The 26,625-nt window shown below is 67.4% G+C and carries 26 protein-coding genes; 11 read left to right on the forward strand and 15 right to left on the reverse strand.

Going from position 1 to position 26,625, the window contains the following annotated elements; all coding sequences use genetic code 11:
* Window positions 1–172: 172 nt before the first annotated feature.
* Both MU521_RS08145 and MU521_RS08150 read left to right on the forward strand, forming a co-directional pair.
* The gene (locus tag MU521_RS08145) at window positions 173–886 is read left to right on the forward strand and encodes a hypothetical protein (RefSeq protein WP_092690417.1); all 714 of its coding nucleotides are present in this window, start codon (window positions 173–175) and stop codon (window positions 884–886) included.
* Between the two features lie 42 nt (window positions 887–928).
* Window positions 929–1,807, forward strand: coding sequence for an alpha/beta fold hydrolase (locus MU521_RS08150; RefSeq protein WP_092690414.1), 879 nt, complete (start codon window positions 929–931; stop codon window positions 1,805–1,807).
* Between the two features lie 163 nt (window positions 1,808–1,970).
* Here MU521_RS08150 and MU521_RS08155 read toward each other — a convergent pair whose 3' ends face one another.
* Window positions 1,971–2,588 (reverse strand): MaoC family dehydratase, encoded by a 618-nt coding sequence (locus MU521_RS08155; protein ID WP_092690411.1) that lies wholly within the window; start codon window positions 2,586–2,588, stop codon window positions 1,971–1,973.
* 235 nt (window positions 2,589–2,823) lie between these two features.
* Between MU521_RS08155 and MU521_RS08160 the strand changes: the two genes are divergently transcribed.
* The 5 genes from MU521_RS08160 (at window position 2,824) to fabG (ending at window position 6,545) form a co-directional block, all read left to right on the forward strand.
* Window positions 2,824–3,135, forward strand: a complete 312-nt coding sequence (locus tag MU521_RS08160; RefSeq protein ID WP_092690408.1) for an AbrB/MazE/SpoVT family DNA-binding domain-containing protein — start codon at window positions 2,824–2,826, stop codon at window positions 3,133–3,135.
* A 7-nt stretch (window positions 3,136–3,142) separates the two neighbouring features.
* The gene (locus MU521_RS08165; RefSeq protein WP_092690405.1) at window positions 3,143–3,694 is read left to right on the forward strand and encodes a hypothetical protein; all 552 of its coding nucleotides are present in this window, start codon (window positions 3,143–3,145) and stop codon (window positions 3,692–3,694) included.
* Between the two features lie 51 nt (window positions 3,695–3,745).
* Window positions 3,746–4,288 (forward strand): poly(R)-hydroxyalkanoic acid synthase subunit PhaE, encoded by a 543-nt coding sequence (locus MU521_RS08170; protein WP_092690403.1) that lies wholly within the window; start codon window positions 3,746–3,748, stop codon window positions 4,286–4,288.
* Window positions 4,285–5,736 (forward strand): class III poly(R)-hydroxyalkanoic acid synthase subunit PhaC, encoded by a 1,452-nt coding sequence (gene phaC / locus MU521_RS08175; protein ID WP_092690401.1) that lies wholly within the window; start codon window positions 4,285–4,287, stop codon window positions 5,734–5,736. The genes MU521_RS08170 and phaC overlap by 4 nt, the downstream gene beginning before the upstream one ends.
* A gap of 68 nt (window positions 5,737–5,804) precedes the next feature.
* Window positions 5,805–6,545, forward strand: coding sequence for a 3-oxoacyl-[acyl-carrier-protein] reductase (gene fabG, locus MU521_RS08180; protein ID WP_092690399.1), 741 nt, complete (start codon window positions 5,805–5,807; stop codon window positions 6,543–6,545).
* A 45-nt stretch (window positions 6,546–6,590) separates the two neighbouring features.
* Here fabG and MU521_RS08185 read toward each other — a convergent pair whose 3' ends face one another.
* Window positions 6,591–6,863, reverse strand: a complete 273-nt coding sequence (locus MU521_RS08185) for a hypothetical protein (RefSeq protein ID WP_092690396.1) — start codon at window positions 6,861–6,863, stop codon at window positions 6,591–6,593.
* Window positions 6,864–6,942: 79 nt separating this feature from the next.
* Here MU521_RS08185 and MU521_RS08190 point away from each other — a divergent pair, with 79 nt between their 5' ends.
* Together MU521_RS08190 and MU521_RS08195 are read left to right on the forward strand one after the other, a co-directional pair.
* Window positions 6,943–7,392: a TIGR00725 family protein gene (locus MU521_RS08190; RefSeq protein WP_092690393.1), complete on the forward strand. Its 450-nt coding sequence runs from the start codon at window positions 6,943–6,945 to the stop codon at window positions 7,390–7,392.
* The gene (locus MU521_RS08195; protein WP_092690390.1) at window positions 7,389–7,841 is read left to right on the forward strand and encodes a hypothetical protein; all 453 of its coding nucleotides are present in this window, start codon (window positions 7,389–7,391) and stop codon (window positions 7,839–7,841) included. Before MU521_RS08190 ends, MU521_RS08195 begins: the two co-directional genes overlap by 4 nt.
* A gap of 12 nt (window positions 7,842–7,853) precedes the next feature.
* Here MU521_RS08195 and MU521_RS08200 read toward each other — a convergent pair whose 3' ends face one another.
* Window positions 7,854–9,374 carry a glutamate-cysteine ligase family protein gene (locus tag MU521_RS08200; protein ID WP_092690388.1) on the reverse strand — a complete coding sequence of 507 codons (1,521 nt, stop codon included), beginning with the start codon at window positions 9,372–9,374 and terminating at the stop codon, window positions 7,854–7,856.
* Window positions 9,375–9,420: 46 nt separating this feature from the next.
* On the reverse strand, window positions 9,421–9,801 hold the full coding sequence (locus MU521_RS08205; protein WP_092690385.1) for a universal stress protein: 381 nt from the start codon (window positions 9,799–9,801) through the stop codon (window positions 9,421–9,423).
* Between the two features lie 87 nt (window positions 9,802–9,888).
* On the opposite strand from MU521_RS08205, the gene MU521_RS08210 reads away from it, so the two are divergent.
* Window positions 9,889–10,638 (forward strand): ribonuclease H-like domain-containing protein, encoded by a 750-nt coding sequence (locus tag MU521_RS08210; protein WP_092690383.1) that lies wholly within the window; start codon window positions 9,889–9,891, stop codon window positions 10,636–10,638.
* 113 nt (window positions 10,639–10,751) lie between these two features.
* On the opposite strand, the gene MU521_RS08215 is transcribed toward MU521_RS08210, so the two are convergent.
* The 9 genes from MU521_RS08215 to MU521_RS08255 all read right to left on the reverse strand — a co-directional run bounded on the left by MU521_RS08215 (window position 10,752) and on the right by MU521_RS08255 (window position 21,760).
* Window positions 10,752–11,444, reverse strand: a complete 693-nt coding sequence (locus MU521_RS08215) for a GNAT family N-acetyltransferase (RefSeq protein ID WP_092690381.1) — start codon at window positions 11,442–11,444, stop codon at window positions 10,752–10,754.
* 104 nt (window positions 11,445–11,548) lie between these two features.
* Complete coding sequence (locus MU521_RS08220) at window positions 11,549–11,875, reverse strand: hypothetical protein (protein WP_092690378.1); 327 nt, start codon at window positions 11,873–11,875, stop codon at window positions 11,549–11,551.
* 94 nt (window positions 11,876–11,969) lie between these two features.
* Window positions 11,970–13,223 carry an RNA-guided endonuclease InsQ/TnpB family protein gene (locus tag MU521_RS08225; RefSeq protein ID WP_092690376.1) on the reverse strand — a complete coding sequence of 418 codons (1,254 nt, stop codon included), beginning with the start codon at window positions 13,221–13,223 and terminating at the stop codon, window positions 11,970–11,972.
* A 158-nt stretch (window positions 13,224–13,381) separates the two neighbouring features.
* Window positions 13,382–13,735, reverse strand: a complete 354-nt coding sequence (locus MU521_RS08230; protein ID WP_092690373.1) for a hypothetical protein — start codon at window positions 13,733–13,735, stop codon at window positions 13,382–13,384.
* Window positions 13,732–16,179, reverse strand: a complete 2,448-nt coding sequence (locus tag MU521_RS08235; protein ID WP_092690370.1) for a penicillin acylase family protein — start codon at window positions 16,177–16,179, stop codon at window positions 13,732–13,734. The genes MU521_RS08230 and MU521_RS08235 overlap by 4 nt, the downstream gene beginning before the upstream one ends.
* Before the next feature lie 32 nt (window positions 16,180–16,211).
* Window positions 16,212–16,934 (reverse strand): hypothetical protein, encoded by a 723-nt coding sequence (locus MU521_RS08240; RefSeq protein WP_092690368.1) that lies wholly within the window; start codon window positions 16,932–16,934, stop codon window positions 16,212–16,214.
* Between the two features lie 121 nt (window positions 16,935–17,055).
* Window positions 17,056–19,731, reverse strand: a complete 2,676-nt coding sequence (leuS, locus tag MU521_RS08245; protein ID WP_092690366.1) for a leucine--tRNA ligase — start codon at window positions 19,729–19,731, stop codon at window positions 17,056–17,058.
* Window positions 19,732–19,821: 90 nt separating this feature from the next.
* Window positions 19,822–20,997, reverse strand: a complete 1,176-nt coding sequence (locus MU521_RS08250) for a CBS domain-containing protein (protein WP_092690363.1) — start codon at window positions 20,995–20,997, stop codon at window positions 19,822–19,824.
* Window positions 20,998–21,199: 202 nt separating this feature from the next.
* The gene (locus tag MU521_RS08255) at window positions 21,200–21,760 is read right to left on the reverse strand and encodes a SprT-like domain-containing protein (RefSeq protein ID WP_092690361.1); all 561 of its coding nucleotides are present in this window, start codon (window positions 21,758–21,760) and stop codon (window positions 21,200–21,202) included.
* Window positions 21,761–21,909: 149 nt separating this feature from the next.
* Between MU521_RS08255 and MU521_RS08260 the strand changes: the two genes are divergently transcribed.
* A complete protein-coding gene (locus MU521_RS08260) occupies window positions 21,910–23,127 on the forward strand; it encodes an acyl-CoA dehydrogenase family protein (RefSeq protein ID WP_092690784.1) in 1,218 nt (405 codons plus the stop codon).
* A 24-nt stretch (window positions 23,128–23,151) separates the two neighbouring features.
* Here the strand turns inward: MU521_RS08260 and MU521_RS08265 are convergent, their stop codons facing one another.
* Window positions 23,152–24,690, reverse strand: coding sequence for a class I adenylate-forming enzyme family protein (locus MU521_RS08265; protein WP_092690358.1), 1,539 nt, complete (start codon window positions 24,688–24,690; stop codon window positions 23,152–23,154).
* A 169-nt stretch (window positions 24,691–24,859) separates the two neighbouring features.
* A complete protein-coding gene (locus MU521_RS08270) occupies window positions 24,860–26,584 on the reverse strand; it encodes an acetate--CoA ligase (protein ID WP_092690356.1) in 1,725 nt (574 codons plus the stop codon).
* Window positions 26,585–26,625: the final 41 nt, after the last annotated feature.

Below are 26,625 nucleotides of genomic sequence, written 5' to 3' on the forward strand. Positions count from 1 at the left end.
CCGAGGGAGCGCAGTGAACGACGAGTCGGGCCCTTCGCGAAGAACCAGTGATTCATGCCGGTACCACGGCGCAACTACCTGTTGGTATGCTATACGATAACATGGGTTCGGGCGGAGCTGGAACGGGGGGTATCGGGCGCGAACGCGGGCCGTCCGGGCATACAACCCAGGCATGAGCGACGCGTGGCGGGTCGCGTCGGTCGGATTGGGCGTCGGCGCGCTCGGGAGCGGCGCAGTCGTCGGCCGGGCCGCGGCGGCCGCGCCGGGGACCGACGGCGGCGTGCTGGGCGTCGCGATCATCGCGGGCATGGCCGTCAGCGCGGGGTTGCTCGTCGCCTGGATCGCGGTGACCCAGCGGCTGGACGACGGCGAGGGGTTGGCGGCCGACTGGTTAGCGGTGGCAGTCGGACCGCTGCTGTCGAGTCTCGGGGCGGTCGCGATGCTGACGGCGGCCGGCGAGAACCCGGGCGTCGCGGGCGTGATGGCCTCGTTCGGGACGATTCTCGCGTGGGTCGTCGTCGGCGCGGCGGGGCCGAACGGTCGGGCGGCGCTTGGCCGTCGGAGCGTCGGCGGTGCGACGCTGGCAGCCGGGTACGCCGCCGGGTCGCTGGTTGGCCTGCTCGGCGCGGCGGTCCTGGCCGGCCACGTCACGGTCAGAGCCGCGGTCGGGCACGGAGACGGCTGGCTACGGGCGACGGCCCTCACAGTCTGCATCCTGATCGGGTTCCTGGGCGTGACCGTGCTCGGACTCGGGACGTTCGGCCTGTCGCCGGCCGGGCAGGTGGCGGCCCTCGCGTTCGCCGGCGGGAGCCTGCTCGTCGTCGGACTCGCCGAGACGAACCTCACCGGCTCGTGGCCGCGAAACCGACGGATCGACACGTCGTAAGATTCCGAAGACACAAGGTCTGTCGCTCCGAGGTACGGGTGAATGGCGAGTTCGAGCAGTGACGCCGGAACCGGCGGGCAACGAGCGGTCGAGGTGACGGCCGAAGACGGGTCGGGACGGGAAACGACCACGACCGTCCGGTACAGAGACACGGGCGAGGGAGAACCGCTGGTGTTGTTACACGGCGTCGGTCTCGACGCGAAACACATCTCCTGGAAACACGCGATCCCACACCTGGCCGAGGACCACCGCGTGATCGCCCCGGACCTGCCGGGCCACGGGGCCAGCGACAAGCCGAACATCCGGTACACGACCGACTACTACGTCGACGTACTCGCGGGGCTGGTCGAGGAACTCGATCTCGACCGGCCCAGCGTCGCCGGGATCTCGATGGGCGGTGCCATCGCGCTGGGCTACGCACTGGAGGCGGCGGTCGAGCGCTTGGCGCTGGTCGACAGTTACGGGCTGGGAGCCGACGCCGGCTGGCGACCGATGGCGTCGATGGCGCTCCGGATGCCGGTCGTCGATCAGTTCGTCTGGAACACGATGGGCGTCAACGAGGGGACGGTCCGGGACACGCTCCGCGGGTACATGACCCAGGCCTCAGAGGAGTTCGTCACGGAGATCCACGAGGTCCTGCAGGACGACGCCTGTGGCCGCACCCTCCGGAGCTGGCAGCGCAGTGAATTCCGCGCCTGCGGGTTCCGAACTTGCTACGTGGACGAGCTCTCCGAACTGGGCATCCCGACGCTACTGGTCCACGGCGACGACGACACCCTCCTGCCGACGACGTGGTCCGAACGCGCCCACGACCGGCTCCCCGACAGCCGCCTGCACGTCCTCGAAGACTGTGGCCACTGGCCGCCACGGGAACGCCCGGCCACGTTCAATCGCGTGCTGGCCGAATTTCTGGCGAGCTAGCTCGTCGACCGTTTCACGAACACTGGTAAACGAGTCGGGCGAACGGCCAGCGACTGGAAATGTTTCGGCCGCCAGGACCAAATGTCATTAAACCAACCGGAGAGATGGCGAGAATGTGTTCCCGCCGCAGTGCGGGCAGAATGTGGAGCGCGCGTGCTGGAGTTTATTCGGGCTGTTCGTCGACCAGGATGACGGCTTCGCCGTCGATGACGACTTCGTCGCCCTGCTTGACCTGCGTGGTCAGCCGGAACTGGTCGTTGCCCAGGTCCTCGACGATCTCGATCTCGGCGGTGAGCCGGTCACCGATGCGGACCGGGTTGTGGAATTCCAGATCCTGCGAGAGATAGACGACCAGTCCGGGCACGCGGGCGAGGGCGGCGCTGATGAGGCCGCCGACGAGCGTCCCGTGGGCGATCCGGCCCCGGAACCGGGTCTCGGATGCGTACTCGTCGTCCAGATGCAGCGGGTTCGTGTCACCGCTGGCGGCCGCGAACGAAGTCACGTCGTCCTCGGAAATGGTCTTGGTGAACTCGATACGGTCCCCGACGCCGAGCTTTGTTCGGTCGTCTTCGGTCCGTTCGATGGTCCACTCGGGGAGGTCTTCGTCGGGTTCGATCCGCTCTCGCGGCGGCAGCGTCGGGTCCTCGTTGGTGTCGTCGTCGGAGTTGACACCGAAGGCCGCGAACGCCGCTCTGTTCGCCTCGAGGACGCTGTTGAAAACGTGCGACGAGGTCTCCGTCCACGTATCCAGCAACGCGCTCCGGTTCGGGTTGGAGCTCATTGGCACCAGTTGTTGGAAGTGGCTGTATTAAAGCGTGGTGGTTCACATGATTCGTCCGCTCCAGAACGGCCTCTAGAGGCCGCTCTGTACGGATCGCGCGCGCTCGTCGTGGTCGGTGAGGGCCGCCGGCCGGCCCCCGTGGGCTCAGTTTCTACCATTTGCTACCAATAGATGGTAATGAGTGGTGAGAATCATAACCCTTATGGTGTCGAGTGGAGTAGAGAGGGGTGAAGGGATGACCGAGCAACACGACAGTCAGGACGGGTCCATGTGGCCCCCCGCGATGATGAAGGGGTTCCAGCAGGCCAGCGAGCAGGCGATGGAGCAGCAACAGGAATTTATCCAGCAGCTGCTCGGTGCCAGCACGTCGGGCGTTGGCGTCCCCCAGCTGGGCGCGATGAGTCAGATGGCGACGTTCAAGACCCGCGTCCAGAGCGGCGGACGCATCAGCATTCCCGACGCCGAGCGCGAGGCGCTCGACATCGAGGAGGGTGATATCGTCCAGACTGTCGTCGTGCCGGTCAAGCGCAAGCGTTCCCAGGAGTGAACCCACTATGGCAGAATACACGACCCCCATCACCACGACATTCGAGATGCAGCGCCAGGCAATCAAGCAGGGACAGAACGCCGTCGAGCAGGGCGTCGAGTTCCAGCAGACGGTCAGCGAGGCCTTCGTCGACAGCCTGGGCAGCCAGGAGTCGGCCCAGCGCCGCACCGTCGAACTCTCGAAGACTGCCTTCCACAGCTACCTCGACGCGATGGAGAGCACCGTGCCCGGGGCGGCCGGCTCCGTCGAAGAGGTCCGCGAGGCCGTCGACGAGCAGTTCGAGTTCCTGCTCGAGAACCACGCCGAACTGTTCGAGAACATCGAAGAGGAGACCCGTGACGGGCTCGACGCCTACGACGAGCTGACCACGGACTACCTCGACGCGATGGACGAGCAGATCGAGATGGTCCTGGAGGCCCACGAGGACCTCGAAGGCCAGTCCATCGAGGCCGCCGAACAGGTCGAAGACCAGCTCGAACAGATGCAGGATCAGGTCGAGCAGGTGCAGGACCAGGTCCAGGAAGTCCAGGAGCAGGCCCAGGAATCCCTCGAGGCCTGACCGGCGCGAACGACCAACCCGATTTTTGTTGCCGGCTACAAACCATACACCATGAGCGATACAACCAACGACCCGATGGACGACTGGAACGAGATGGTAGAGGAGATGAACGACGCGGTCGCGGACTCGATGGAGCAGAACATGAAGGCCCAGGCGGCCTTCATGGAGTCCTGGGCAGAGGCCGTCGAGGGCTCGATGCCCGAGGAAGACGAAGTCGCCGAGGGCTTCGAGGGGTACAACCGCGCCTACGAGGTCTGGATGGACGCCTCCGAGAAGATGTTCGAGCGCACGACCGACGCGGCCCAGGGCGAGGACGTCGAGCCCTCCGAGATGCGTGACATCTGGCTCCAGTCGGCCAACGAGGCCTTCAAGGAAGTCATGGGCACCTCCGCCTTTGCCGCCGCCAACGGCCAACTGGTCGAGGCGATGATGGATATGCAGGAAGAGGCCGACGAGGTCACCCAGGACACGATCCAGCAGCTGGGCCTGCCCACCCGTGACGACGTGATGGAGGTCGGCGAGCGACTCGTCGAACTGGAACGCCGCCAGCACGCCGTCGAGCAGAAGCTCGACGAGATCCTCGAGGAACTATGATCAACCCGTTCGCGAACGCACTGGACGCCCAGCGCGAGGGGTTCGAGGCGATGGCCGACGGGCTGGAGAAGGCCAGCGTCGCCCCCGAACGGGCTGGCCCGCTGGCGAAGATCGAGGTCGGCGAGACCCCCAGCGAAGTCGTCTACACCGAGAACAAGCTGGAGCTGCTCCACTACAAGCCCGAGGACGCCGGCATCGAGGTGCCCGAGGAGGAGCAGTGTGACGTGCCGATCCTCATCGTGTACGCGCTGATCAACAAGCCGTACATCCTCGACCTCCAGGCCGAGCGGTCGGTCGTACGCCGCCTGCTGGAGGCGGGCCACGACGTGTACCTCATCGACTGGAACGAACCGTCCCGGATGGACCAGTACCTCACGCTCGACGATTACGTCAACCGGTACATCCACAACTGCGTCGAGGAGGTCGCGGAGCGGACGGGCAACGAGCAGATCAACGTCCTCGGGTACTGCATGGGCGGGACCATGACGGCGATGTACGCCGCGCTCCACCCCGAGAAGGTCAACGCGATGGCCCTGATGGCCGCCGGCCTCTACTTCGACGACACGGGCGGCGTCCTCGAAGAGTGGGGGAGCGACGAGTACTACGACCCCGAGGACGTGACCTCGGCGTTCGGGAACGTCCCCGCGGGGATGCTCGACGTCGGGTTCGCCCTGATGGACCCCGTCGACAACTTCGTCTCGAAGTACGTCCGGCTGTACGACAACCTCGAGAACGAGGACTTCGTCGAGAACTTCGCCCGGATGGAGCGGTGGCTGGACGAGGGGATCGACCTCGCCGGTGCGGCCTACGAGCAGTTCCTGGGCGACATCTACCAGGAGAACAAACTCTACAAGAACGAACTGTACCTGGACGGGAAACACGTCGACGTGGAGAACATCGACATGCCCCTGCTCCAGCTCATGGGCGAGTACGACCACCTCATCCCGGCGGCGGCAAGCAAGCCGTTCAACGACGTGGTCGGCGCCGACGACATCGAGACCATCGAGTACCCGACCGGCCACATCGGCCTGTCGGTCTCCGGGTCGTCCCACGAGGACGTCTGGCCCCGCGCCGCCGAGTGGTTCCACGAGCAAAGCGAGGACGTGGAACTCGAGGAGGCGGCCACCGAGATCGAGATCGGCGACGGTGCCGACGCGGCCACCGAGGCCGGAGAGGAACCCGAGGCCGGCGGACCGCCGGCCGAGGACGACGAGATCGAAGTCGAGACGCCCGAGAGCGAGGACGGCGAACAGGCCACCCTCACCGACGAGGAGGGCGCTGACAGCGTGGACACGGTCAACGGCATCGGCCCGACCTACGCCGAGCGACTCGAAGCCGCCGGCATCGAGACGACCGCGGACCTGGCAGCGGCCGACGCCGCAACGGTCGCCGAGGCCGCCGAAGTCTCGGCGTCCCGCGCACAGGACTGGATCGACCAGGTCGCCTGATTCCCACGACGGCAATTTTTTCGGCTGCGTGCGCACATCCTTTTTGGCACGGCGCTCGAAGGTGGGGTATGCTCGACGGACAGACCTGCCTGGTCACTGGGAGTTCACGCGGCATCGGACGCGGTATCGCTGAAGAGCTGGGTCGGCACGGCGCGGACGTGGTCGTCAACTACCGTTCTTCGGAGGCGGCGGCCCACGAGGTCGTCGACGCCATCGAGGACGAGGGCGAGACGGCCATCGCCGTCCAGGGCGACGTGGCCGACTACGACGACGTGGAAGCGATGTGTGAGCGGATCCACGATACCTTCGGGCAGGTGGACGTGCTGGTCAACAACGCGGGCATCACCATCGACAAGAAGTTCGAGAACATGACCAAGGAGGACTGGGAGACGGTGATGGACGTGAACCTCGGGGGCGTGTTCAACTGCACGCACTGCCTGTTCGACGACATCAAGGCCGCCGACCAGGGCCGGCTGATCAACATCTCCTCGGTCGTGGGCCAGCAGGGCAACTACGGCCAGGCCAACTACGCGACCACCAAGTCCGGCCTCTTTGGTTTCACCCGGACGCTGGCGCTGGAACTGGCCTCCACCGGGTCGACGGCCAACTGCGTCGCCCCCGGGTTCGTCGAGACCGATATGCTCGAGGACGTGCCCGAGCGCGTCCAGCAGAAGATCATCGACCGGATTCCGCTGAACCGGTTCGCCGAGGTCGAGGACATCGCCGGGATCGTGCGCTTCCTCTCCAGCGCCGAATCCAGTTACATGACCGGCCAGGTGCTGGCCGTCAACGGCGGCATGGAGTGGTGACTCGGGCGGTCGGCAGGTGACCGGTCCGCCGACGTGCGAGCGCAATCAGTTCTCGTCGCTGGCAGTCTCGCCCGCCAGGCCGAACAGGTGCGCGAGGAATCCGAAAACGTGCATCAGGCCGAACATGACGACGTAGCTCAGCACGGTGGTTCCGATGTCGCCGACGTCGAACCGGAGGACGAGCCAGAGCGTGACGAGCGCACCGAGCGAGATGCCACACAGGACGATCAGGGCACGGCGGCCGCGGACCGGGACGAACGTCGGAGCTTCGGTTCCGTAGAACGCCCCGTTCAGGGCGGTACTGACGGAGGGAGCCATGCGCCGCTGTTCAGCCGGACGTGTCAGAAGATCGTCGGTAGCCGTGGCTGTTTACTCGTCGGGCGACACACCGACCCCCATGCGAGTCAGCGTGATCGGCGGCGGCGTGATCGACCGCGAAACGGCCGCTACGGCCCGCGCGGTGGGTCGTGAACTCGGCGACCGGGGCCACACGGTCGTCTGTGGCGGCCTCGGCGGCGTGATGGAAGCCGTCTGCGAAGGGGCGGAGGAGGCGGGCGGCGACACCATCGGCATCGTCCCCGGTCCGGACCGCGAGGCGGCCAACGAGTACGTCGACACCGCCATCGCGACGGCCATGGGCAACGCCCGGAACGTCCTCGTCGTCCTGAACGGCGACGCGGCCATCGCCATCGACGGGTCGACGGGCACCCTCTCGGAGATCGGCCACGCGCTGGATTTCGGCAGACCCGTGGCTGGCATCGACACCCACGACATCGAGGGGGTCGCAGTGGTCGACTCTGCGGCCGCCGCAGTGGAACACGTCGAGTCGGCGGTGGGCGAGCGATGATCGACCGAACCACCGGCCTCGACGACCCCGATGTCTACGACCACGTCCGACCTATCGACGACGCCCTCGAACCGGGCGTCTATCGCGTCGTCGGGACGGATGCGGACGGCGTCACGCTCCTGCAGGTAGCCGGCCCCGACGGGACGCGTCGTCACACCGGTACCGTCGTCACCGTGGACCGGGACGACCTGTCAGCGGTCGAACCGGCCGAGAACCCGGACGGGAGCCGGTCGCCGGGTGCGTGGATCGCCGGACAGCTGACGGGGTTCTACTGGTCCCTGCGAGTGTTGGCGGGGACGGTCCGGGAGCGTCCGATCCCGGGGACGGTCGCGCTGGCGGCGATGGCGGTCGGGTTGTTCGGTGACCCGCTCGTCCCGCTTCCGGACGCCGGGGACGTGCTGTTGTTCCTCGCCGGGGCGCTCGGGCTGGTGGTGCTGTCGCGGCGCTGATCGGGGGTCGGACTAGCCCTCTAACCAGTCGGCGAAGGTGCCTTCGACGAGCGTCTCGGTCTGTTTTTCGACGTAGCGGGCCTGCATGCCCCAGATGGCCTCCGTGAGTGGCACACCACGCTCGACCTGGCGTTCGACGAGCTCGTGTTTCCAGCGGGCGGGCGTGGTCCGGCGGTCGACGCGTTCCCGCAGTGGGCGGATGTACCGGCGAGCTTCCTCGGTCGAGAGGCCGCGGAGTTCGAGGCCGTCGCGGGCGTACTCGAAGATCTCGCCGTAGATCTCGTCGACAGCGCCGGTCTCGGAGGCATCGGCGGTGAGCCAGGTGAATTCGGCCTGGAGACCGTCACAGACCGCGGCGTAGAAGTTGGCCTTGGCCGTCTGCCAGTCGAGGTTCCGGACGGGGTGTTCCCGGCGGGGCAGACTCTCCATGAGGCCGGCGAAGAGGGCCTGGAAGGCGACGGCGTCCCGGATGGTGGGCTGGGCCGCCAGCGGACGGAACTCGATACGGGCGTTGGCCGCCGAGCGGGAGGCACCGTCGAAGACGGGGCGGACCCAGCGCCAGTAGGAGCCGTGTTTGTGTCGCAGGTGCCGGAAGCGGTCGTCGAAGCGCTGGCCGTCGGGCACGTCCATCGGGACGATGGTGCGGTCCCCCGCGATGTCCTGGATCGCGTCCTCGACGGTGTCGAAGTCGGGCGGGAAACACACCTTGGGATCGCCGTCGCCGGTCTGGGGGTTCAACACGTCCTCGAAGACGGTGATGCGGTTCTCCATCCAGGCGTCGGCCAGGATCTGTCCCGCGGGCACGTCGTCGTACATCTCCGGCGGGAAGAAGGGTGAGTTGGCACCGAGGGCGGCCAGCGGGCCGGCCACCCGCAGAGCGTAGGTGAAGTGTTCGGGCAGGTCGGGGGCGTGGGGGACCTGGTAGTGGGGCTGGATCGAGGTGATGAGGCTCTCCGGCATCACCGTGTCGGCCTCGAGGGTGACGTGGGGGGCGTCGATCCGGAGCCCGGAGGGGTAGTCGGTGTTGGCCATCGTGTGGTACCGCACGGCGTCGGACATGTTGGTCGCGATGCGGATGCCGTCGGCCTCGATGCTGTCACAGAGGTAGTCGGTGGCCGTCTCGCCGTTTGGCGGAACGGTCCACATCCCGTCGGCGACGAGCTGGATGTTCTCGCGGCCGACGGCCGTCTCGGCGGCGTCGACGTGCGCCTGGAGTTCGGCCTCCTGAGCTTCCAGTCCGTACCGGGAGAGCGGGACGGGTGAGGTCTGGATCTCGGCGTTGTGGAGGCCGAGTTCCTTCTCGAACCCAATGCGGTCCAGTAGCTGGCGGGGGACCCGCCTGAGGGCGTCGGTACGGTCGTCGACGGCGTACAGCTCCTGCTCCAGCCCGATGATGGCCTGGGAGTTGTCGAAGGTGCCGTCGTACACCTCCTCGATCAGTTCCTCGGCTTCGGCTTCGGCACGCTCCTGGAACGCCTCGGCGTCGACAGTGAGCGCCTCCCTGACCCGTGCTGCGAGCTCGGAGCCGGACATACCGCCCCCTGTGCTGGCCTCGGTGAAAAGAAGCGGGGTCTCGGGCTCAGGACAGGTCCGGCAGGGGCACGACGACGACGGGCACGTCGAGACTCACCAGCAGGTCGGCGGCGGTTCCACCCAGTCCGGGCGCGGCGTCGGGGTCGCCCCGTCGCGCGCCGATCAGGACCTCGTCGACGTCGCGCTCGGCGACCAGCGACTGGATCACCTCGCTGGGCCGGCCCGCCTCGGTGATCGTCTCGACGGTCGGGTCGACGAGACGCGTGCGGGCGACGTTGGTGGCGTCGCCCGAATCGCGGGGATCGCCGTCGGGTTCGGTGACGCTGACGACGGTTACGGTGTCCGCGGCGGTAGTGCGTTCGCCGAGGTAGTCACAGGCGGCCGCGGTCGTGTGGACCGACGCGGTGGCGACGAGGAAGGTGGTCATACCCCCGACTGCGTGCGCGACCACCATAAATCGTCTCCGGCGGCGGCAGGCGACAGCGTTTTGTCCGCCGGGCCCACCCCTGTCGGTGTGCGAATCGAGAACAGCTTCATTCCGGTCCGGGGCGTGGGCGAGACGACCGAGCGCCGGCTCTGGGAGGCCGGCGTCACCCACTGGGACGAGTTCGACGGCTCCGTCGTCGGGGAGACCACGGCCGACCGGATCCAGTCGTTCATCGACACGGCACGGGACCGACTGGCCGACGGCGACGCCCGCTACTTCGGCGAGCAGTTCCCCAGCGGCGAGCGCTGGCGGATGTACGAGAACTTCCGATCCGAGGCCTGCTTTTTCGATATCGAGACCACCGGCCTCTCACAGCACCGCGACACGGTGACGACCGTCAGCTTCCACCAGGACGGCGAGACCACCACCCTCGTCCGGGGCGACGACCTCACCGCCGACGCTCTCCGCGCCCAGTTCGAGGACGCCGCCATGCTCGTGACGTTCAACGGGAAACGCTTCGACGTGCCCTTCCTCGAGACTTCCTTCGACCTCTCGCTCGATCACCCCCACCTCGATCTCATGTACCCCTGCAAGCAACTCGGCCTCACGGGCGGGCTCAAGGTGATCGAGCAGGAGATCGGCGTCGAACGCGACCGCCCCGACATCTCCGGCGAGGACGCCGTTCGCCTCTGGAAGGAACACCAGCGCGGCCGCGACGGCGCGCTCGAAACGCTGGTCTCGTACAACCGCGAGGACGCCGTCAACCTCCGGACGCTCAGCGACACCGTCGCCGACCGCCTCCACGACGACGTGTTCGCGCCGGCCGCCGAGCGGTAATACTGTCCACCCCCGTACCTGTCACCGGACCTACAACACCCCTTCGTTTCGACTGCACGAACAGTCGTAGTGAGCGGGACGACGGTGAATATCGGTTCCAGTCGAAGAGAGGGTTAACCGTCGGATTCGTCGGTGGAGTCGAACAGTTCGTCCACGTCGCCGGTCTCGTCGTCGAGCCACTCGTCGAGCTGGAACCAGTCGGGGGCTTCGGAGTCGGCGAGCCGCGGGGCTGACGGGCCTTCGACGGGACCATCACTCGCGTCGTCGCCGGTGAGATCCGGCGTGTCGCCGGGGTCGCGGTCGCCGTCGAACGGGTCCGCGTCGTCGGCGACGTGTTTGCGCATGCGGACGAACTCGACGGAGACGTCCTCGATGGTGGTCACTTCGTCGTCGAGTTGCCAGTAGCCGACCGACTCGTAGAACTGGACGGCGTTGCGCGCCGCGACGATGTCGATTTGTTCGATACCCTGGAACTGCGCGGAGAGTTCGAGTTGTTTGACCAGCGCCGTGGCGACGCCGTGGCCGTGGTGGTCGGGGTGGACGTAGACGGCGTCGATACGCTCGTCGGGGACGTTCAGCGCCCCGTAGCCGACGATCCGGTCGTCACGCTCCCCGACGTGGACGATGAAGCGGTCGTCGCCGATGGCCTCCTCGAACGTGGCGAGGTAGCTGTCCTCCGGTTTCCAGGCGTCGACCTGTTCGGGACTGTACTGCCAGTGTTCGAGGTCCTCGATCGCCGCCCGCTTGATCGAGAGAATCGCTTCTGCGTCCTCCGGCTCGGCCCGACGAAAGCGGACGTCCGACATCGTTACGGCGACCTGTCCGGGATAGCGGAGCCGCGAATAAAAGTAGTCGCATCGTACTGGCTGGTGAAGCGAACCGGACGGCGGGTGGCCACCCCCGCTGGTCCTCACTGCTCGACCGGTTCGGCCCCGGGGTCGTCGGGGTCGACGGACTCGACCGCCACCGCGGCCCCCTCGTCACGGCCGCCCCGGCGTCGGTACATCGCACGGGCCGCCACCGCGGCGGCCACGACGGCCACGACACCGATCACGCGTCGGCCGCGGGACGGCGAGGAGTGCTCCATCTCGCCCTCGGCCATCGCCACGTCCTCGCCCTTGATCATGCGCTCGGGGTCGGTGACGACTACGTCGTCCACGTCCTCCCCAGGGGCCGGAATGCCGATGGTCGCGCCGTCGAAGTGTAGCTCGAACAGAGTTACGTCGTCGAATGCCATACCACCAGTAGGTCGGCCAGCGACTTACAGTAGTAGTGATACGTGATGACGTCCTCCCCGGCGTGAACGCCGGGGTTTCCCAGGCGTTGGGATATTATGGTTCGCGGCACACCTGTTCTTGTGGGGCAACTCGCCCCGTGGATTTCTCGAACAGGCGCACCGCTGGCTGTGCCATCCAGCCGTTATCCCTATCTCCCCCATCACAGGCGAGAGTCGGGAGTACCTTCTGTCGGATGTTTTCAGCCCCGTTCACGTCGGCATTGGCGACCAGTCCACACTCCTCACAGACGTACAGCCCACGTTCAACACGTTGGCTGTCCTCGGTCGTTCCACAGGATGCGCAAGACTTGGACGTGTCACGCTCATCCACACGCTCGACGCTGATACCGTGTTCAGCGGCTTTGTATTCCAGCATCTCGGTGAACCTGTCGAACGCCCACCCATGCAAGTCGAGGTTGCCGTGGTCGCCCCAGTCGGCGTCCTCGCGGATACCAGTCAAGTCGCCTGCGGCAATTTTCCCGACGTTACGAGCGGCGCACTCGGCTACTATATCCTTCGAGACGGCGTGGAAGAAGTGCGTCCGGCGCTCGTCGCGCTTCCGGTCCAGTCGCCGTGCCTTCTGTGAGTCACTATCGTCGCACTTCGCTCGCTCTTTCAGGAAGTAGTACTCATCCTCTTTGAGTGCGCCGCCGGGATACAGCAGAGCATCGTCGCCAACCGCAACAGCGGCGAAATTGCAGATACCGAGGTCGATACCTGCCACCCGGTCGCCCGGTGGGTCAGGGTCGCCGATCTCGACGTTGCACACGATGTGCAACTCCCACTCGGTATCAGTCCAGACTGCTCGGACCTGTTGGACGTTCTTGATGGCCACATCTGGGTCAGCAGCATATTCACAGAGAATGAAGTCCTGCCGTCCGTCTTTCAGATTCCGTCCCTTCGAGAGTCGAATCTGATTATGTTCGAGGTCGTGCTCGAACCCATCTTCTTTGAACGTGACTGTCGAGCGTGGATGCTCGTCGCCATGTTTGCGGTAGCCGGGTGGGTTCGCCTTCTCGTCACCGTTCCCACGGAGCGTGTACCACGAGTCGAACGCTTCAGCCAATTCTTCGAGAATTTCCTGACTGGATTGTGCGTTCAAATCCGCGTAGCGTTCGTGATTCTTGAGGTACGCTTTGAGAACGCCGTCGTCTGGTATCGTACCGGTTTCATCCCAAATCCGGTCACACGTCCATCGAGCGACGTTCCAGAGTTTCGAGGCAGCGAACCCGAGCGAATCGAGGTCTGCACGCACCTGCTGGTGGTTGCGAATGGATGCAACGTAGGTGCGAGTGACCTGATCCGCCATACATAGCCTGTTGTGTGTGAAATTGATAAGTAGTGGCCAACCGGGGTGAAAGTGAACATAGAATATCCAGCCCGTCTGTCACCCGGTGGCGTCGTATCAAAGCTTACGCGATTCACGCCCGGCGTGAACGCCGGGATTCTCTCGCTGTATCAAGATAGCTAGCGGATTCCGCGAGCCAGCGCGCCCAGCAGACTCCCGACGAGCGGGATGGCGGTGCTGACCGCGAAGACTTGTCCCATGCCGAGGAAGAGTCCCAGGTTGCCCGTGCCTGCGAGCCAGAGAGCGAAGACGAGCCACGAGAGGATACCGAAGCCGAGGCCAGCGAGCAGGCCACGGCCCAGCGAGGGCTGGGTGAGCGCGACGAGCGCCCCGCCGAGGACGAACCCCAGCCAGTGGACCGGGACGATCGCCAGTCCGACGACGACGGCTCCCACGGCCGCGAGCCGGCGGTGGCGCGGGTCCGCCCGGAGCGCGTCGAGGCGGCCACCGAGTGTCCCGGACTGTTCGCTCATCGCTCGCCCTCCTCGAACCGCACGGCGATCTCGCCGTTGGTCCCGAGCGGGATCGGCTTGTACTCGCCGTCGGCCCAGGCGCGCAACTGGTCGTGGTAGTGATCCGAGAAGACCGAGCCGTCGTTGCCGCCGGGGAAGGCACCCTCGGAGGTGGCCGCCGATTTGTCCATCGGGCAGATCATCCGCCAGCTACTCCCGAACTGCTCCTCTCTGTGGAAGTTGTTCAGTGTCGCGCCCGAGCCGTCGGTCGCGTACCGTGGATAGTTCAGCCACGACCGGTCGAACGGGTGGTCGATGGCCGTGACGTTGTAGTCGCCGTAGGTCTCCCAGCCCTGCTTGTCGAACTGGACGGCCGTCGTCGACAGCGCCTGCCTGATCGCTTCCGGCCGGCCGTCCGAGAACCACGCCGAATCGGGCGGCAACTGTATCAGCGACCAGTCGGTGCCGTAGTACGCCGACACGTTCCGGCGCTCACCGAGTGCCTGTTCCAGCCTGTCGCCGAACACGACGTGTCGGTAGCTCTGCATGAACTTCTCGAAGATCAGTGCGCCACGAGCGTCACGGCTCATGCGGTAGTCCCAGTCGTCGAGTTCGTCGAGCAGCGCGCGTGCGTCGCTCCCGCTCCGGAGATCATCGCGGACATCGAGCATGACGGGGACGAACTGCTCGGCCCGTTTGTCGTACACGTCTCGCTGGAGACGCCGCATGAACGCCGGGTCGGCGGCCTCGTCGCTGGCCACACGTTCGTCGAGGCGTTCCCACAGGCGCAGCCCGCGGAACGGTGTCGAGTAGGGCTTCTCGAAGTAGTACGGATAGTCGTCGTCCCGCGGGAGGACGCGCTGGTTGGCGGTCCCGAGATACTCGGGCTGGTCGACGTGGGGCATCTCCTCGAAGGCGATGAACCCGTCGCCGTCCCACTCCGTCTCCCCGTACGGCGTGTAGCCGGCCCACTCCCCCTCGCGGGCGGAGCCGTCGAACACCCGGTCGCCCCGGACCGCCTCGCCGGCGGTCCGTCGGATCGGCACTTTCCCGACCACTCGGTAGTGGGTGTTGCCGTCGCGGTCGGCGTAGACGAAGTTCTGTGTCGGCAGGTCGAACTTCCGAACCGCGGACAGGGCGTCATCCAGCCCCTCGCTCCGGTTCAACTCGGAGACGGCCGCCGTGGTTCGCGTGGCACCGAGTCCCGTCCACGCGACGGCCACCTCGGTTCGGAACTCGTCGCCGTCGCTCTCGACGCCCAGCATCGGCCCGTGGACCGTCTTGCGGACCGTCACCGTCCGGTCGTCGCCGTCGGCGACCGCGATGGTTCGTTGCTCGGTCTCGAAGTCGCGCCACTCCTCGCCGTAGCGGTACTGCCCGTCGCGGGTGTCGTACTCGTAGAAGTCGATGACGTCGGTCCCGGTGTTGGTGAATCCCCACGCTCCGGCGTCGTTTTCGCCGATGACGACGAAGGGGACGCCCGGGAAGGTCACGCCCCGAACGTCTGTCTCCGGGCCTGTGAGGTGCATCTCGTACCAGACCGGCGGTGCCATCAGGGAGAGGTGCGGGTCGTTGGCCAGTAGCGGCGACCCCGAGGCCGTGTGTTCGCCCGAAACGACCCAGGAGTTCGACCCGATCCCCCGCGGCGACTCGAAGGCACCGAGCCAGTCGACGAGGTCGGGGTCGACCGCGGTCGCCGACCGGGACGCATCAGTCCCACCTGCCCCGGACTCGGCCGTGGTCCACCCGGTGTCGGCCGAGAACGACTGGTCGCGCAGAATGGCCGCCTCGTGGTCCATCTGCGTGGGAAACAGCGTCTCGGCGACGTCCGGCCCGAGCGCCGCGGTGACAGTCGCCTCGCGGAGCGTCCGGAAGCGCCCGGTGAGCGTCCAGCCGATCTGTTTCTCGGCGAGCATGGCGTCGGCCGGCGTCCAGGGCTCCGGCTCGAAGCCCAGCAGGTCGTACTCTATCGGGAGCGGTCGGTCGCTGTCGACGTGGCGATTGACGCCCTCGGTGTACGCCGTGACGAGGTCGCCCGTCTCGGTGCCTTCGACCCGCTGCCATGACGCCTCGGCCGCGCCAGCGAAATCCATCAGGACGTGAAAGCGGTCGGACGCCAGCGTCGCGTCGCCGACGACCGCCGACAGTTCGCCGCGCATCTGCCGGCGCTGGAGGTCCATCTGAAAGAGGCGGTCGACCCCCTGCACGTACCCGACTGCGAAGTACAGCGCCCGTTCGTCGTCGGCCGACACGTGGGGCACGCCGTGATCGTCGTAGCGCACCGTCGCCGCGCCGTACGGGCTCTCGACGGTCTCGGGGAGGTCGTCGCCGGCGGTGTCCCAGAGGTCGCCGCCGAACGGCGCGAACCGGTCGAGATAGCGCCGGATCGGCGTCCCGGCGGCACCGACGACCCCGCCCGCCAGCAGCGCGCCCAGCACGGCGCGACGGGTTCGTTCGCGATCCATGAGCCGTCACGGAGCCCGAGCGGTGTAAAACCCTAGAATCCGCCCCAGCGCAGGTAGACCATGGCGACGATGATCAGTAGCTGGAACAGTCCCTGAATCGCGCTGAGTTTCGCGTTGCGCATCCCAATGTCGCTGATGAGATCGGCGTCGGGGTCGGCCGACTGCATCTCCAGGTACATCCGCACCTCGCCGGGCATCAAGACGCCAAAGCCAAGCACGCTGAGGACCGTGACGATCGCCAGAATGACCACGAACACCGGCCGGGTCATCCCGAAGTTCGGCAGGGCGACGGCGAGGTACGCGCCGCTGCCCACGAGCGCGACGCCGAAGGCGACGAGCCACCGCCAGTCGGTGAACGCGTCGAACTGCCAGCCGATCAGCGCGAGGGCGGGCAACAGTGTCGCTGCGGTCAACAGCGCCAGCCAGGCGTGTGCGTGCGGGAACGGCCAGACGGGGCTACGGAGCACGAGCGTGATCCCACCTGCGATGGTCACGAGCGCCAGCGAGGGCAACAGAAACGAGGTCTTCGGCGTGAGTCGCCGGAAGACGCTCGCGCGTTCCTCGACGGCGAGCCCGCCCAGCACCGGCCCCAGCACGAGCGCCATGAACAGGTCCGTCCCCGTCCACAGCACGCCCGCCATGACGTGAACGTAGGTATGTTGCTGGAGCGTCCCGAGTGTCACCGCGTAAACCAGTAGCGCGACCGGGACGGCCACCGCCCCGACCGCGAACGCCGGATTCGCCCGCGTCCCCATGCCACGTACCGTACTTCGGACCGAAACTGCCATCCTATCCGGTGCGTCACGAAGCTGTCAGAAATGCGTATCGGTCGTGTCGAAGCCACGAACCGCGGTCCGTGGCCGGACCGCCGGCCGCTCAGTGGATGTGGATCGCCGGCCGGTTGGGTTCGGCCTTGGCCGCGAGGTCGTCGCCGTCGGCGGCCTGCCGGACCGTGACCGCGGCCCCGAACTCGTCTTCGAAGAGCCAGACCGCCTGCTTCAGGATCTCGCGCTCGCGGTCCGGAGCCATCGTCGGTTCGAGTTCGGCGCTGCGCTCGCCCAGCGACGCGGCGAAGTCGGCGGCCGCCTCGCCGTGGTCGCGGACCGCCTCGTCGTCCATGACCTGGCCCACGACGGCGGTGTCGGCAGCGGCTTCGCGAGCGATCCCGTAGGCCCGGTACTTCCAGTCCTGGGCGACGACGATCTCGATCCTTTCCGGGTCGTCGATGTCGACCACGTCCGTAATCTCCCGCACGTCGTCGAGCGTGTTCCGGACGAGTTCCCGCTCGATCCGGAAGTCGTCCACGTCGTGGAGCGCGGTCGGCCAGTCGGCCCCCGCGGCCAACCCGTCCTCACCGAGCAGGTGCCACAGCTCCTCACCCAGGTACGGCGCGATTGGCGCGACCAGCGCCGCGAGCGTCCGGAGCGCGCGACTGTAGGCGTACTTGTACGGGGGTTCGTAGTCCCGATAGCGCCGGAGCAGGCGGGCGAAGCGCCGGAGTTCGCCGACGACCTGGTGGAACCGGAAGCGGTCGTACTCGGTCGTCACCGCCGCGATGGTCCGGTCGATCTCCCGTTCGAGGTAGGCGTCGTGCGGTTCACTCTCGGTCCGGCTCTCGATTTCCCCCTCACTGAACTCCGCCACCATCCCGTACAGCTCCTGCTGGAACTCGTAGGCCGTCCTGACGTTCTTGACGGTCCACTCGAAGTCCTGACGGGGGTGGGCCGCCGAGAGGACGAACAGCCGCGTCGTCTCCGCGCCGTACTCGTGGGGGGCGATGGCGTTGCCCTTCGACTTGGACATCTTCTTGCCGTCTTTCAACACCGTGCCCTGGTTGACCAACTGCTCGACGGGTTCGCGGGCGTCGAGCAGGCCGAGATCGGCCAGCGCACGGGTGAAAAAGCGGATGTACAGCAGGTGGAGGATGGCGTGTTCCTCGCCGCCGACGTACACGTCGACCGGGAGCCACTCGTCGGCCACGTCGGTGTCGAAGGGCGCGTCGTCCAGATCGGGCGAGAGGTAGCGCAGGAAGTACCACGAAGAGTCGACGAAGGTGTCCATCGTGTCGGTCTCGCGCTCGGCGGGGCCGCCACACTCCGGACAGGTGGTCTCGACGAACTCGTCGTTCTCGGCGAGGGGGTTGCCCGTCGTCTGGACGTACTCGGGCAGTTCCACGGGGAGGTCGTCCTCGGGGACCGGCACGGGGCCACACTCGTCGCAGTGGACGATGGGGATGGGCGTCCCCCAGTAGCGCTGGCGGGAGATGAGCCAGTCCCGGAGCCGGTAGGTCACGTCGCTCTCGACGGCGTCGTGGGCCTGTAACTGCTCGCGGGCGGCCGCGCTGGCCAGCCCGTCGTACTCGCCGCTCGCGGTGAGCATCCCGTCCTCGGTGTACGGGTCGGCGGGCAGGTCGGCCGTCGCGTCGCCGATGGGTTCGATCACCTGCTCTATTGGGAGGTCCTGCTCGGTGGCAAAGGCGTGGTCGCGCTCGTTGTGCGCTGGCACGCCCATGACCGCCCCCGTCCCCACGTCGTCCAGCACGTAGGCCGCGACGTAGACGGGGATCGCCTCGCCGGTCAGTGGGTGGGTCGCGGTCACTCCGGTGTCGACGCCGGACATCCCGCCCTCGCCGGGGTCGGCCGCCCGCACCGAATCGACGTACTCGGCAACGGCTTCGTCCTCGACGGCGATTGCGTCGGCGAGGTCGTGACCCGGCGAGAGCGCGATGTAGGTCGCGCCGAACAGCGTGTCCAGACGGGTCGTGAACACGTCCACCGCGTCGCCGTCGAGGGCGTCGTCCGCCGGGGCGTCGATCTCGAACGCGACGCGAGCGCCCTCCTGGCGGCCGATCCAGTTGCGCTGGATGTCCCGGACGCCCTCGGGCCACCCGTCGAGGTCGTCGAGGTCGGCGTGGAGTTCGGCGGCGTAGTCGGTGATAGAGAGGAACCACTGGTCGAGTTCTCGGCGGCCGACCGGCGTCTCACAGCGCCAGCAGACCTCGACGGTCTCGGTCCCGGTATTAGCCTCGCGCTCGTGCTCGTTGACCTGCGCGTCGGCCAGCACCGTCTCGCAGTCGGGACACCAGTTGACCGCGGCCCCTTCGTAGTCGACCAGTCCCTCCTCGTAGAACTGGGTGAAGAGCCACTGGTTCCAGCGGTAGTACTCGGGGTCACAGGTCGTGATCTCCCGGGACCAGTCGTAGCCAAAGCCCATCCGTTCGAGTTCGTCGCGCATCCGCTCGATGCAGGTGCGGGTCCACGACTCCGGGTCGGTGTCGCGCTCGAAGGCGGCGTTCTCCGCGGGGAGGCCGAAGGCATCCCAGCCCATCGGGTGGAGCACGTCGTCGCCGCACATCCGCCGGTAGCGGGCGTAGGCGTCGGTGATCGCGTAGTTGCGGACGTGGCCCATGTGGAGCGCCCCGGAGGTGTAGGGGAACATCCCGAGGACGTAGGTGGGGTCCTCGGCGTCGTCGGGACAGTCGTAGACCCCTTCCTCCGCCCAGACGTGCTGCCAGTACTCCGTGACCTGCGAGGGGTTGTAGCGCTGAGGCATCGGAATTCGCCGTTGTGCTCTCTGGAACCGCGAGCCACATCACTGTTCGGTTGCGCGGTGCGTGCGGGCGGCGGGGCGGCCGGCGACTGCCTACCGCTGGAGGGGCGGCTCCCCGGCCGGCTTGCCCAGCGCCGCCGAGCGGCTCTCCTGGAGGATCTGAAAGACGGTCATCAGGTCCGTCCGGGAGACCAGGCCGGCGAGGTCGCCGGTCTCGTCGACGACCAGCAGGCGGCCGACGTTCTGGCCGAGGATGGTCGAGACGGCGTCCTCGGCCTCCGTGTCGGGCGTGACCGTCCGCAGGTCCGTGGTCATCACGTCCGCGACGCGCATCGCGTCGCGCTCAACCTGATCGACCTGTTGCACGTCGGAGAGGGTCACGATCCCCCGGAGGTCGCCGGACTCGGTGACGACCGGGTAGCCGGTGTGGCGCTCCTTGACCATCCGGTCCACGAGGTCGGCGACGCTGGTCTCGGGCGTGACCGTCGAGAGGTCGCCCGCGGGCGTCATGACGTCGGCGACGGACAGCCCCTCGAAGGCGGCTTCGAGGATCAGCTGGCGGGTCTCGCCGGTCGCGCCGATGTAGATGAAGAAGGCGATGGCGATCCAGAACAGCTGGCCGAGCAGGATGCCGCCCAGCCCGAGCAGGACGGCGAAGCCCTTCCCGACGCCGGCGGCGATGCGCGTGGCGTCCAGCCGGGAGCGGTTGCGCGAGAGGATTGCCCGGAGGATGCGCCCCCCGTCCATCGGGAACCCGGGCAGGAGGTTGAACGCGGCCAGGAAGACGTTCAGGATGGCCAGGTAGCCGAAGACGAACCGCGGCGCGGGCTGGCCGACCGGGAAGGCCAGGAAGGCCGCGTAACAGACCGCGCCGACGCCGACGCTGACGATGGGACCGGCGACGGCGATGGTGAACTCCTGTTGCCAGTCCTCGGGGAACTCCTCCAGCTGGGCCAGCCCGCCGAGAAACCAGAGGGTGATCGAGTCGACGTGGACGCCGAACCGCTGGGCCACGAGGGCGTGGCCGAACTCGTGGATCAACACGCCGGCGAACAGTCCGAGCGCGGCGGCTAGCCCCAGCACCCAGGGGAGCGACCCCGCGCCGAGGGCCGCCGCGTCGATGGTCGTCCCGAGCGACTCGCCGAGGACCTCCGCGGTCGTGCCGACCTGCGACCCGATCAGGAAGACCAGCACCGGGAGAACGAGCAGAAACGATCCGCCCAGGCGAATCGGGATACCGAACGCCGAGCCGATCCGAACACTTGCCATATGCGTGTGTAGGGCCATCGGCCGCATAAGTCGTCCCCCTCCGGCGGCGGGCGGTCGCTGGAACCGCGAGGGGTGCGATCCGAGCGCCGGCCGGCCGAACCCGCCCACTTCGGGTCGAGAACCGACTGACTGCTCCGCGTCCGGGCCGCCCCCAGCGGCAGCCGAAACGGACCCCCGGACGCTCCGGAGAGTTATATATGTCTCACCAGTCGTCGCCCAGCGCCTCGCGAGCGCGTTCGTACCCGTCCGCCGTCCGCCAGGTCCGGCCGGAGGTACGGTGTCGGACGACGTACTCGCTGCCACAGTCGCCACACTGGTAAGCCGCATCGGGCTGACGAACGGGCTTCGAGGCGCGGTGGCGCTCGGGCCGCCAGTCGCAGTGCTCGTCGGTGCAGACCAGTTCGAGCCGGCCGTCGGTGAACGACCGACAGTGGCGCGGCGCGTCGATCCCGTCGGCCTTCCGGTAGAAGCGGTCACCGTGGCCGGACTCGCCGAACCGCTGGAACTCCCAGGCGTGGACGAGTTCGTGGCGGATCGTCCCGACGAACTCGTCCCAGCCGAACTCCCGGTAGGCGTCCCAGGTCAGGACGACGGTGATTTCGCCGCTGTCGGCGTCGTACCGGCAACAGCCGGCCCGCCGCCGGGCACGTTCCGAGATCGCCCACTCCAGTTGCGCCACGTCGAGGTCGATGGGCACCGTCGCGGCGTACTCGGCCGCCCGCGCCAGCAACCCGTCGCGCGTCGTCGGTTCCCCGGTCGTCACGCCCGACCCCTCGGAGCCGACCCCCTAAGCGGTTCCGCCCGCAACCCGACAGAGGGCACTAACAACGTGAGAGCTTTTCGACTGATATTCTAACATTGTGAGATTTCGGCACGGGATTTATGATGGCCGGGCCGGAATTTCTCGGGAAGATGCTCACGTTCAACGACTCCGAGGCGGCCGAGGAACTGGCCGAACGCGCACACGACCTGATGGAGGAAGTCGTCCTCCCGAAAGAGCGGGAACTGTCGGGCGGAATGGCAGTGTCGGACAGCACCATCGACGAACTCCGCGAGGCGGCCCGCGAGTACGGCGTCTACGCCCCGCAGATCGACGAGGAGTACGGCGGCATGGGCTACGACTTCCGTGACACACTCCCGACCTTCGAGGAGGCCGGACGGTCGACGCTGGGCCAGATCGCGATGCGGGTCGACGCCCCCGACGAGGGGAATATGCACCTGCTGGAACTGCACGGCTCCGAGCTCCAGAAAGAGGAGTACCTGAAACCCCTCGTCGAGGGCGAGATCGCCTCCGGGTTCTCGATGACCGAGCCGATGCAGGGCGGCGGCTCCGACCCGAAGATGCTCAAGACCACCGCCGAAAAGGACGGTGACGAGTGGGTCATCAACGGCCACAAGTGGTGGACCAGCAAGGGCATCAAGGCCGACGTGTTGCTCGTGTTCGCCCGAACCGACCAGGAGGCCCACCCCTACGAGGGCTGTTCGGTGTTCCTCGTCCCGAAAGACGCCGACGGCGTCGAGGTCGTCCGGAACATCCCCCACGTCGGCAGCGACGTGCACGGGATGGGCCACGCCGAGATCAAGTACAACGACGTGCGCGTCCCCGAAGAACACCTGCTCGGCGAGGCGGGGAAGGGCTTCCAGCACGTCCAGGAACGGCTCGGGCCCGCCCGCCTGACCCACTGCATGCGCTACTCCGGGATGGCCGAGCGGGCGCTGGACGTGACCAAGGCCTACATGAGCGAACGCGACGCCTTCGGCGAGAAGCTGGCCGACAAACAGCACCCGCGGATGGTCATCGCCGAGCAAGAGACCAACCTGGCGGCCGCCCGCTCGCTCGTCCGGCAGGCCGCCGACCGCATCGCCGCCGGCCACGAGGCCCGCGTCGAGGTGAGCATGGCGAAGGTGTTCACGGCGAACGCCACCCAGGAAGCCATCGACACCGCCCTGCAGTTCCTCGGCGGCAACGGGATCGCCAAGGACCTGCCCGTCGCGGACTTCTACGAGAGCGTCCGGCAGTTCCGCATCGTCGACGGGGCCGACGAGGTCCACAAGCGCACCGTCGCCCGCGAAGCCTTCGAAGACGTGCCCGAGGAAGAACTCGACGCGCTGACGCGGTTCGGCGAGTGAGGGGGCGAGCGGGCGAACCAGCGGTTATTCGGCGTCGCCCTCGCGTGCCCAGTGGTCGGGCTCCTCGGATCGCTCGCGCTCGCGGAGCTGCTGTTTCTGGATCTTGCCGGTCGGCGTATAGGGGAAGTCGTCGACGAACTCGACGTACTCGGGGAGCTTGTACGACGCCAGTTCGCCACGGCAGGCCGCGACCACGTCCTCCGGGGCGAGATCGTGACCCTCCTTCCGCCGCACCATCGCCTTGACCACCTCGCCGTAGAACTCGTCGGGACTGGGGATGACCGCCACCTCGTCGACGGCCGAGAGGGCTTTGATGACTCCCTCGACCTCGAACGAGGAGATGTTCTCCCCGCCCCGGCGGACGATGTCTTTCTTGCGATCGAGGAAGTAGACGAAGCCGTCCTCGTCGATCTTCCCGTAGTCGCCGGTGTGGAACCAGCCGTCCCGGATCGCCTCGTCGGTCTTCTCGGGCTGGCGGTGATAGCCTGCCATCAGCGCGGGACAGTCCTGGACGATCTCGCCTCGCTCGCCCGGATCCACCGGGTCGCCGTCCTCGTCGACGACGCGGATCCGCTTCTCGGCCGGCGGGAGTCCGATCGACCCGACCTTTCGCTTCTCGGGATCGGTCGGGTTGAGGACCAGCATGGGGTCCTCGGTCAGCGAGTAGCCCTCGACGACCCGGAGGTCGAACCGCGCCTCGAAGGGTTCGATGAGGTCCGGTGGTGTGCCCGCAGAGAAGACGAGTTCGACGGGGTTGTCGGCGTCGTCCTCCTGCTCGGGGACGTTGTCGAGCATCTTGAGCATGCTCCCCATCGCGTTGAACTCCGTGACGCCGTGCTCGCGACACCAGTCCCACCAGTTCGAGGTGGAGAAGTCCTCGTATATGACGACCTCTGCGCCCGCGGCCGCGGCCCCCAGCGTCGAGTAGATCTGGGCGTTGGCGTGAAAGAGCGGCAGGGCGGTAAACAGCGTGTCGTCGTGGGTGAACCCCATCCGCTTCTGGAAGTCGACGGCGCTGATGGTCCAGTTCTCGTGCTGGCACTCGACGGCCTTGGGCGGACCCGTGGTCCCGGAAGTGTACATGTGGAGCCCGATCGACTCGGCGTCGCCGCCGTGGTCGGCGACCTCGGGCGACTGGTCGTCGGCCAGCGCCGGGAGGGAGTCGTGGTCGGCAGTGGCTTCGGTCGTGACGATGCGCTCCACGGTGGTTTCTTCGGCGGCCGCCCGAGCCGTCCCGGCCAGGTCGGGCGTCGTCACGAGCAGGTCCGGCCGCGAGAGGGAGAGGGCGTGTTCGAGTTCGCGGGCGGTGTACGCCGGGTTCGATGGCGCGGCGACGGCGTCGCGGTAGGCACACCCGAACAGACAGAAGAGGAACTCCGGTGTGTTCGGGAGGAACAGCGCCACGGGGTCGCCGGCGTCGACCCCCAGGTCGGCCAGCGCGCTGGCGTAGCGCTTCGACCGCACGGTCACCTCGCGGTAGGTGTACGCCTCGTCCGGGAACGTCAGAAACGGCTTCGCGGGCGTCTTCTCGGTCCGGGTCTCGAGGAGTTCCTCGATACGCATGCCCCACACTGCTCCGGGCGGCGTGATGTACCTTCGGGAAGTGTTCACACGGCTCTCGGTCGATTAAACCCGATAGCTCGGCGGAGTCACGAGGAACGTTCGATGCTGAACCGCTCCGGACGTGCTGCACTCCTCGGCGGCGTGAGTGGTCAATGCGGCCGGTGGCCAGTTAGTCCAGCCCCTCGCGCTCCCGGAGGGAGGCGCGTCTGACCTTCCCCGTCGCGGTCTTGGGGAGGTCGTCGACGAACTCGATGTCGCGGGGGTACTCGTACTTGGCCAGGCGGTCGCGGACGTGCTGGCGGAGCGACTCACGGGTCTCCTCGGTCGGGTCGTAGCCCTCGGCGAGGACGACGAAGGCCTTCGGGACCGTCCCGCGCTCGTCGTCGGGGACGCCGATGATGGCGGCGTCGGCGGCGGCCTCGTGGCCGGCGACGCTGTCCTCGACCTCCTCCGGGCCGATGCGGTAGCCCGCGGAGATGATCACGTCGTCCTTGCGGCTCTTGAACTGGAGGTAGCCGTCCTCGTCCAGCAGCCCGAGGTCCTCCGTGAGCAGCCAGCCGTTCCGGACCTTGCCCGCGGTCTTCTCGGGTTTGTTCCAGTACTCCACGAAGCAGACGGGGTTGCCCTCGTACCGGAGGGCGATCTCGCCGACCTCGCCGCGGTCGACGGTCGGCTCGGCCGTCTCGGGGTCGACGATGGCGATCTCGTGGCCGGGGCCGGCGCGGCCGATGTACCCCTCGCGGAACTCCGTGAGGGCAGTACAGCCGCCGACCAGCATGTTCGCCTCCGTCTGGCCGTAGCCCTCGTGGACGGTCGTCCCGCCGAAGGTGTCCGCAGCCCAGTCGACGATGTTCTGACCGAGCGACTCGCCGCCGCTGGCGATGGTGTCCAGCGTCCCCACGTCGAACCGGTCGGTGTCCTCGACCTGCATCATCATCCGCAGGGCCGTCGGCGGGGCGAAGAAGTTGGTGACCCCGTAGCGCTCGATCACCTCGAAGGCTATCTCCGGGTCGAACTGGCCGCCGTCGTAGGCGACGACCGGCTGGCCGTAGTAGAGCGCGGGCACCACCACGTCGAACAGCGAGGCGATCCAGGCCCACTCGGCCGGCGTCCAGAACACGCCGCCCTCGGGCGACTCCACGTTCAGCATCGTCGTGACGAACAGCGGGAGGTGACCGAGCAGCATGCGGTGGGCGTGCCGGACGCCCTTCGGATCGCCAGTCGTCCCCGAGGTGTAGATGATGATGGCGTCGTCCTCGGCGTCGGTTGCGACCGTCTCGAACGTCCGGGGCTGGTCGGCGACGGCGTCCTGGAACGCGACCTCGTCGTCCCGCGTGTCGGCGTCCCCGACGGTCACGACCGTCTCCAGCGCGGGCAGGGACTCGCGGGCCTCCCGGACGCTGTCGAGGTTCGAGGCGTCGACCACGGCGGCGACGGCGTCGCAGTCGTCCAGCCGGTACTCGACGGCGTCGGGGCCGAACAGCGTCGACAGCGGCACCGAGACCGCGCCGAGTTTCCAGGCGGCGACGTGGGCGAACACCGTCTCCGGCCGCTGGGGCGCGTTCACGCCGACGCGGTCGCCCCGCTCGACGCCCCGTTCGCGCAGGTAGTTCGCCAGCCGGTTCGTGATGTTCCGGAACTGCCAGAAGGTGTAGGTCTCGCGGTCGCTCGCGGGGACGCCGGTTGCGTCGGGTTGCGTCGACGGCTCCCCCTGGGATTCGCGTTCGCCGAACAGGGCCACCCGTCGCCGGTCCGTCGCCCAGCGGTCGCAGACGTAGGTGGCCATGTTGAACTGGTCGGGGACCTCCCACTCGAAGTCCTCGCGCAACTGCTCGTAGCTGTCCCAGTCCTCCTCGTAGAACTGATAGGCGTCGAGCCGGTCGCCACGTGCCATGGTAGCCTGTACCGTCGAGCGGGGTCCTGATACGCGTTTCC

It is taken from the genome of Halorientalis regularis, from assembly GCF_023698535.1.
Taxonomy (GTDB): Archaea; Halobacteriota; Halobacteria; order Halobacteriales; family Haloarculaceae; genus Halorientalis; species Halorientalis regularis.

Excerpts from the sequence above, each read along its gene's own strand:
- MU521_RS08145 (WP_092690417.1), top strand. The coding sequence starts at position 173 with ATGAGCGACGCGTGGCGGGTCGCGTCGGTCGGATTGGGCGTCGGCGCG.
- MU521_RS08150 (WP_092690414.1), top strand. The coding sequence starts at position 929 with ATGGCGAGTTCGAGCAGTGACGCCGGAACCGGCGGGCAACGAGCGGTC.
- MU521_RS08155 (WP_092690411.1), bottom strand. The coding sequence starts at position 2,588 with ATGAGCTCCAACCCGAACCGGAGCGCGTTGCTGGATACGTGGACGGAG.
- MU521_RS08160 (WP_092690408.1), top strand. The coding sequence starts at position 2,824 with ATGACCGAGCAACACGACAGTCAGGACGGGTCCATGTGGCCCCCCGCG.
- MU521_RS08165 (WP_092690405.1), top strand. The coding sequence starts at position 3,143 with ATGGCAGAATACACGACCCCCATCACCACGACATTCGAGATGCAGCGC.
- MU521_RS08170 (WP_092690403.1), top strand. The coding sequence starts at position 3,746 with ATGAGCGATACAACCAACGACCCGATGGACGACTGGAACGAGATGGTA.
- phaC (WP_092690401.1), top strand. The coding sequence starts at position 4,285 with ATGATCAACCCGTTCGCGAACGCACTGGACGCCCAGCGCGAGGGGTTC.
- fabG (WP_092690399.1), top strand. The coding sequence starts at position 5,805 with ATGCTCGACGGACAGACCTGCCTGGTCACTGGGAGTTCACGCGGCATC.
- MU521_RS08185 (WP_092690396.1), bottom strand. The coding sequence starts at position 6,863 with ATGGCTCCCTCCGTCAGTACCGCCCTGAACGGGGCGTTCTACGGAACC.
- MU521_RS08190 (WP_092690393.1), top strand. The coding sequence starts at position 6,943 with ATGCGAGTCAGCGTGATCGGCGGCGGCGTGATCGACCGCGAAACGGCC.
- MU521_RS08195 (WP_092690390.1), top strand. The coding sequence starts at position 7,389 with ATGATCGACCGAACCACCGGCCTCGACGACCCCGATGTCTACGACCAC.
- MU521_RS08200 (WP_092690388.1), bottom strand. The coding sequence starts at position 9,374 with ATGTCCGGCTCCGAGCTCGCAGCACGGGTCAGGGAGGCGCTCACTGTC.
- MU521_RS08205 (WP_092690385.1), bottom strand. The coding sequence starts at position 9,801 with ATGACCACCTTCCTCGTCGCCACCGCGTCGGTCCACACGACCGCGGCC.
- MU521_RS08215 (WP_092690381.1), bottom strand. The coding sequence starts at position 11,444 with ATGTCGGACGTCCGCTTTCGTCGGGCCGAGCCGGAGGACGCAGAAGCG.
- MU521_RS08220 (WP_092690378.1), bottom strand. The coding sequence starts at position 11,875 with ATGGCATTCGACGACGTAACTCTGTTCGAGCTACACTTCGACGGCGCG.
- MU521_RS08225 (WP_092690376.1), bottom strand. The coding sequence starts at position 13,223 with ATGGCGGATCAGGTCACTCGCACCTACGTTGCATCCATTCGCAACCAC.
- MU521_RS08230 (WP_092690373.1), bottom strand. The coding sequence starts at position 13,735 with ATGAGCGAACAGTCCGGGACACTCGGTGGCCGCCTCGACGCGCTCCGG.
- MU521_RS08235 (WP_092690370.1), bottom strand. The coding sequence starts at position 16,179 with ATGGATCGCGAACGAACCCGTCGCGCCGTGCTGGGCGCGCTGCTGGCG.
- MU521_RS08240 (WP_092690368.1), bottom strand. The coding sequence starts at position 16,934 with ATGGGGACGCGGGCGAATCCGGCGTTCGCGGTCGGGGCGGTGGCCGTC.
- leuS (WP_092690366.1), bottom strand. The coding sequence starts at position 19,731 with ATGCCTCAGCGCTACAACCCCTCGCAGGTCACGGAGTACTGGCAGCAC.
- MU521_RS08250 (WP_092690363.1), bottom strand. The coding sequence starts at position 20,997 with ATGGCAAGTGTTCGGATCGGCTCGGCGTTCGGTATCCCGATTCGCCTG.
- MU521_RS08260 (WP_092690784.1), top strand. The coding sequence starts at position 21,910 with ATGCTCACGTTCAACGACTCCGAGGCGGCCGAGGAACTGGCCGAACGC.
- MU521_RS08265 (WP_092690358.1), bottom strand. The coding sequence starts at position 24,690 with ATGCGTATCGAGGAACTCCTCGAGACCCGGACCGAGAAGACGCCCGCG.
- MU521_RS08270 (WP_092690356.1), bottom strand. The coding sequence starts at position 26,584 with ATGGCACGTGGCGACCGGCTCGACGCCTATCAGTTCTACGAGGAGGAC.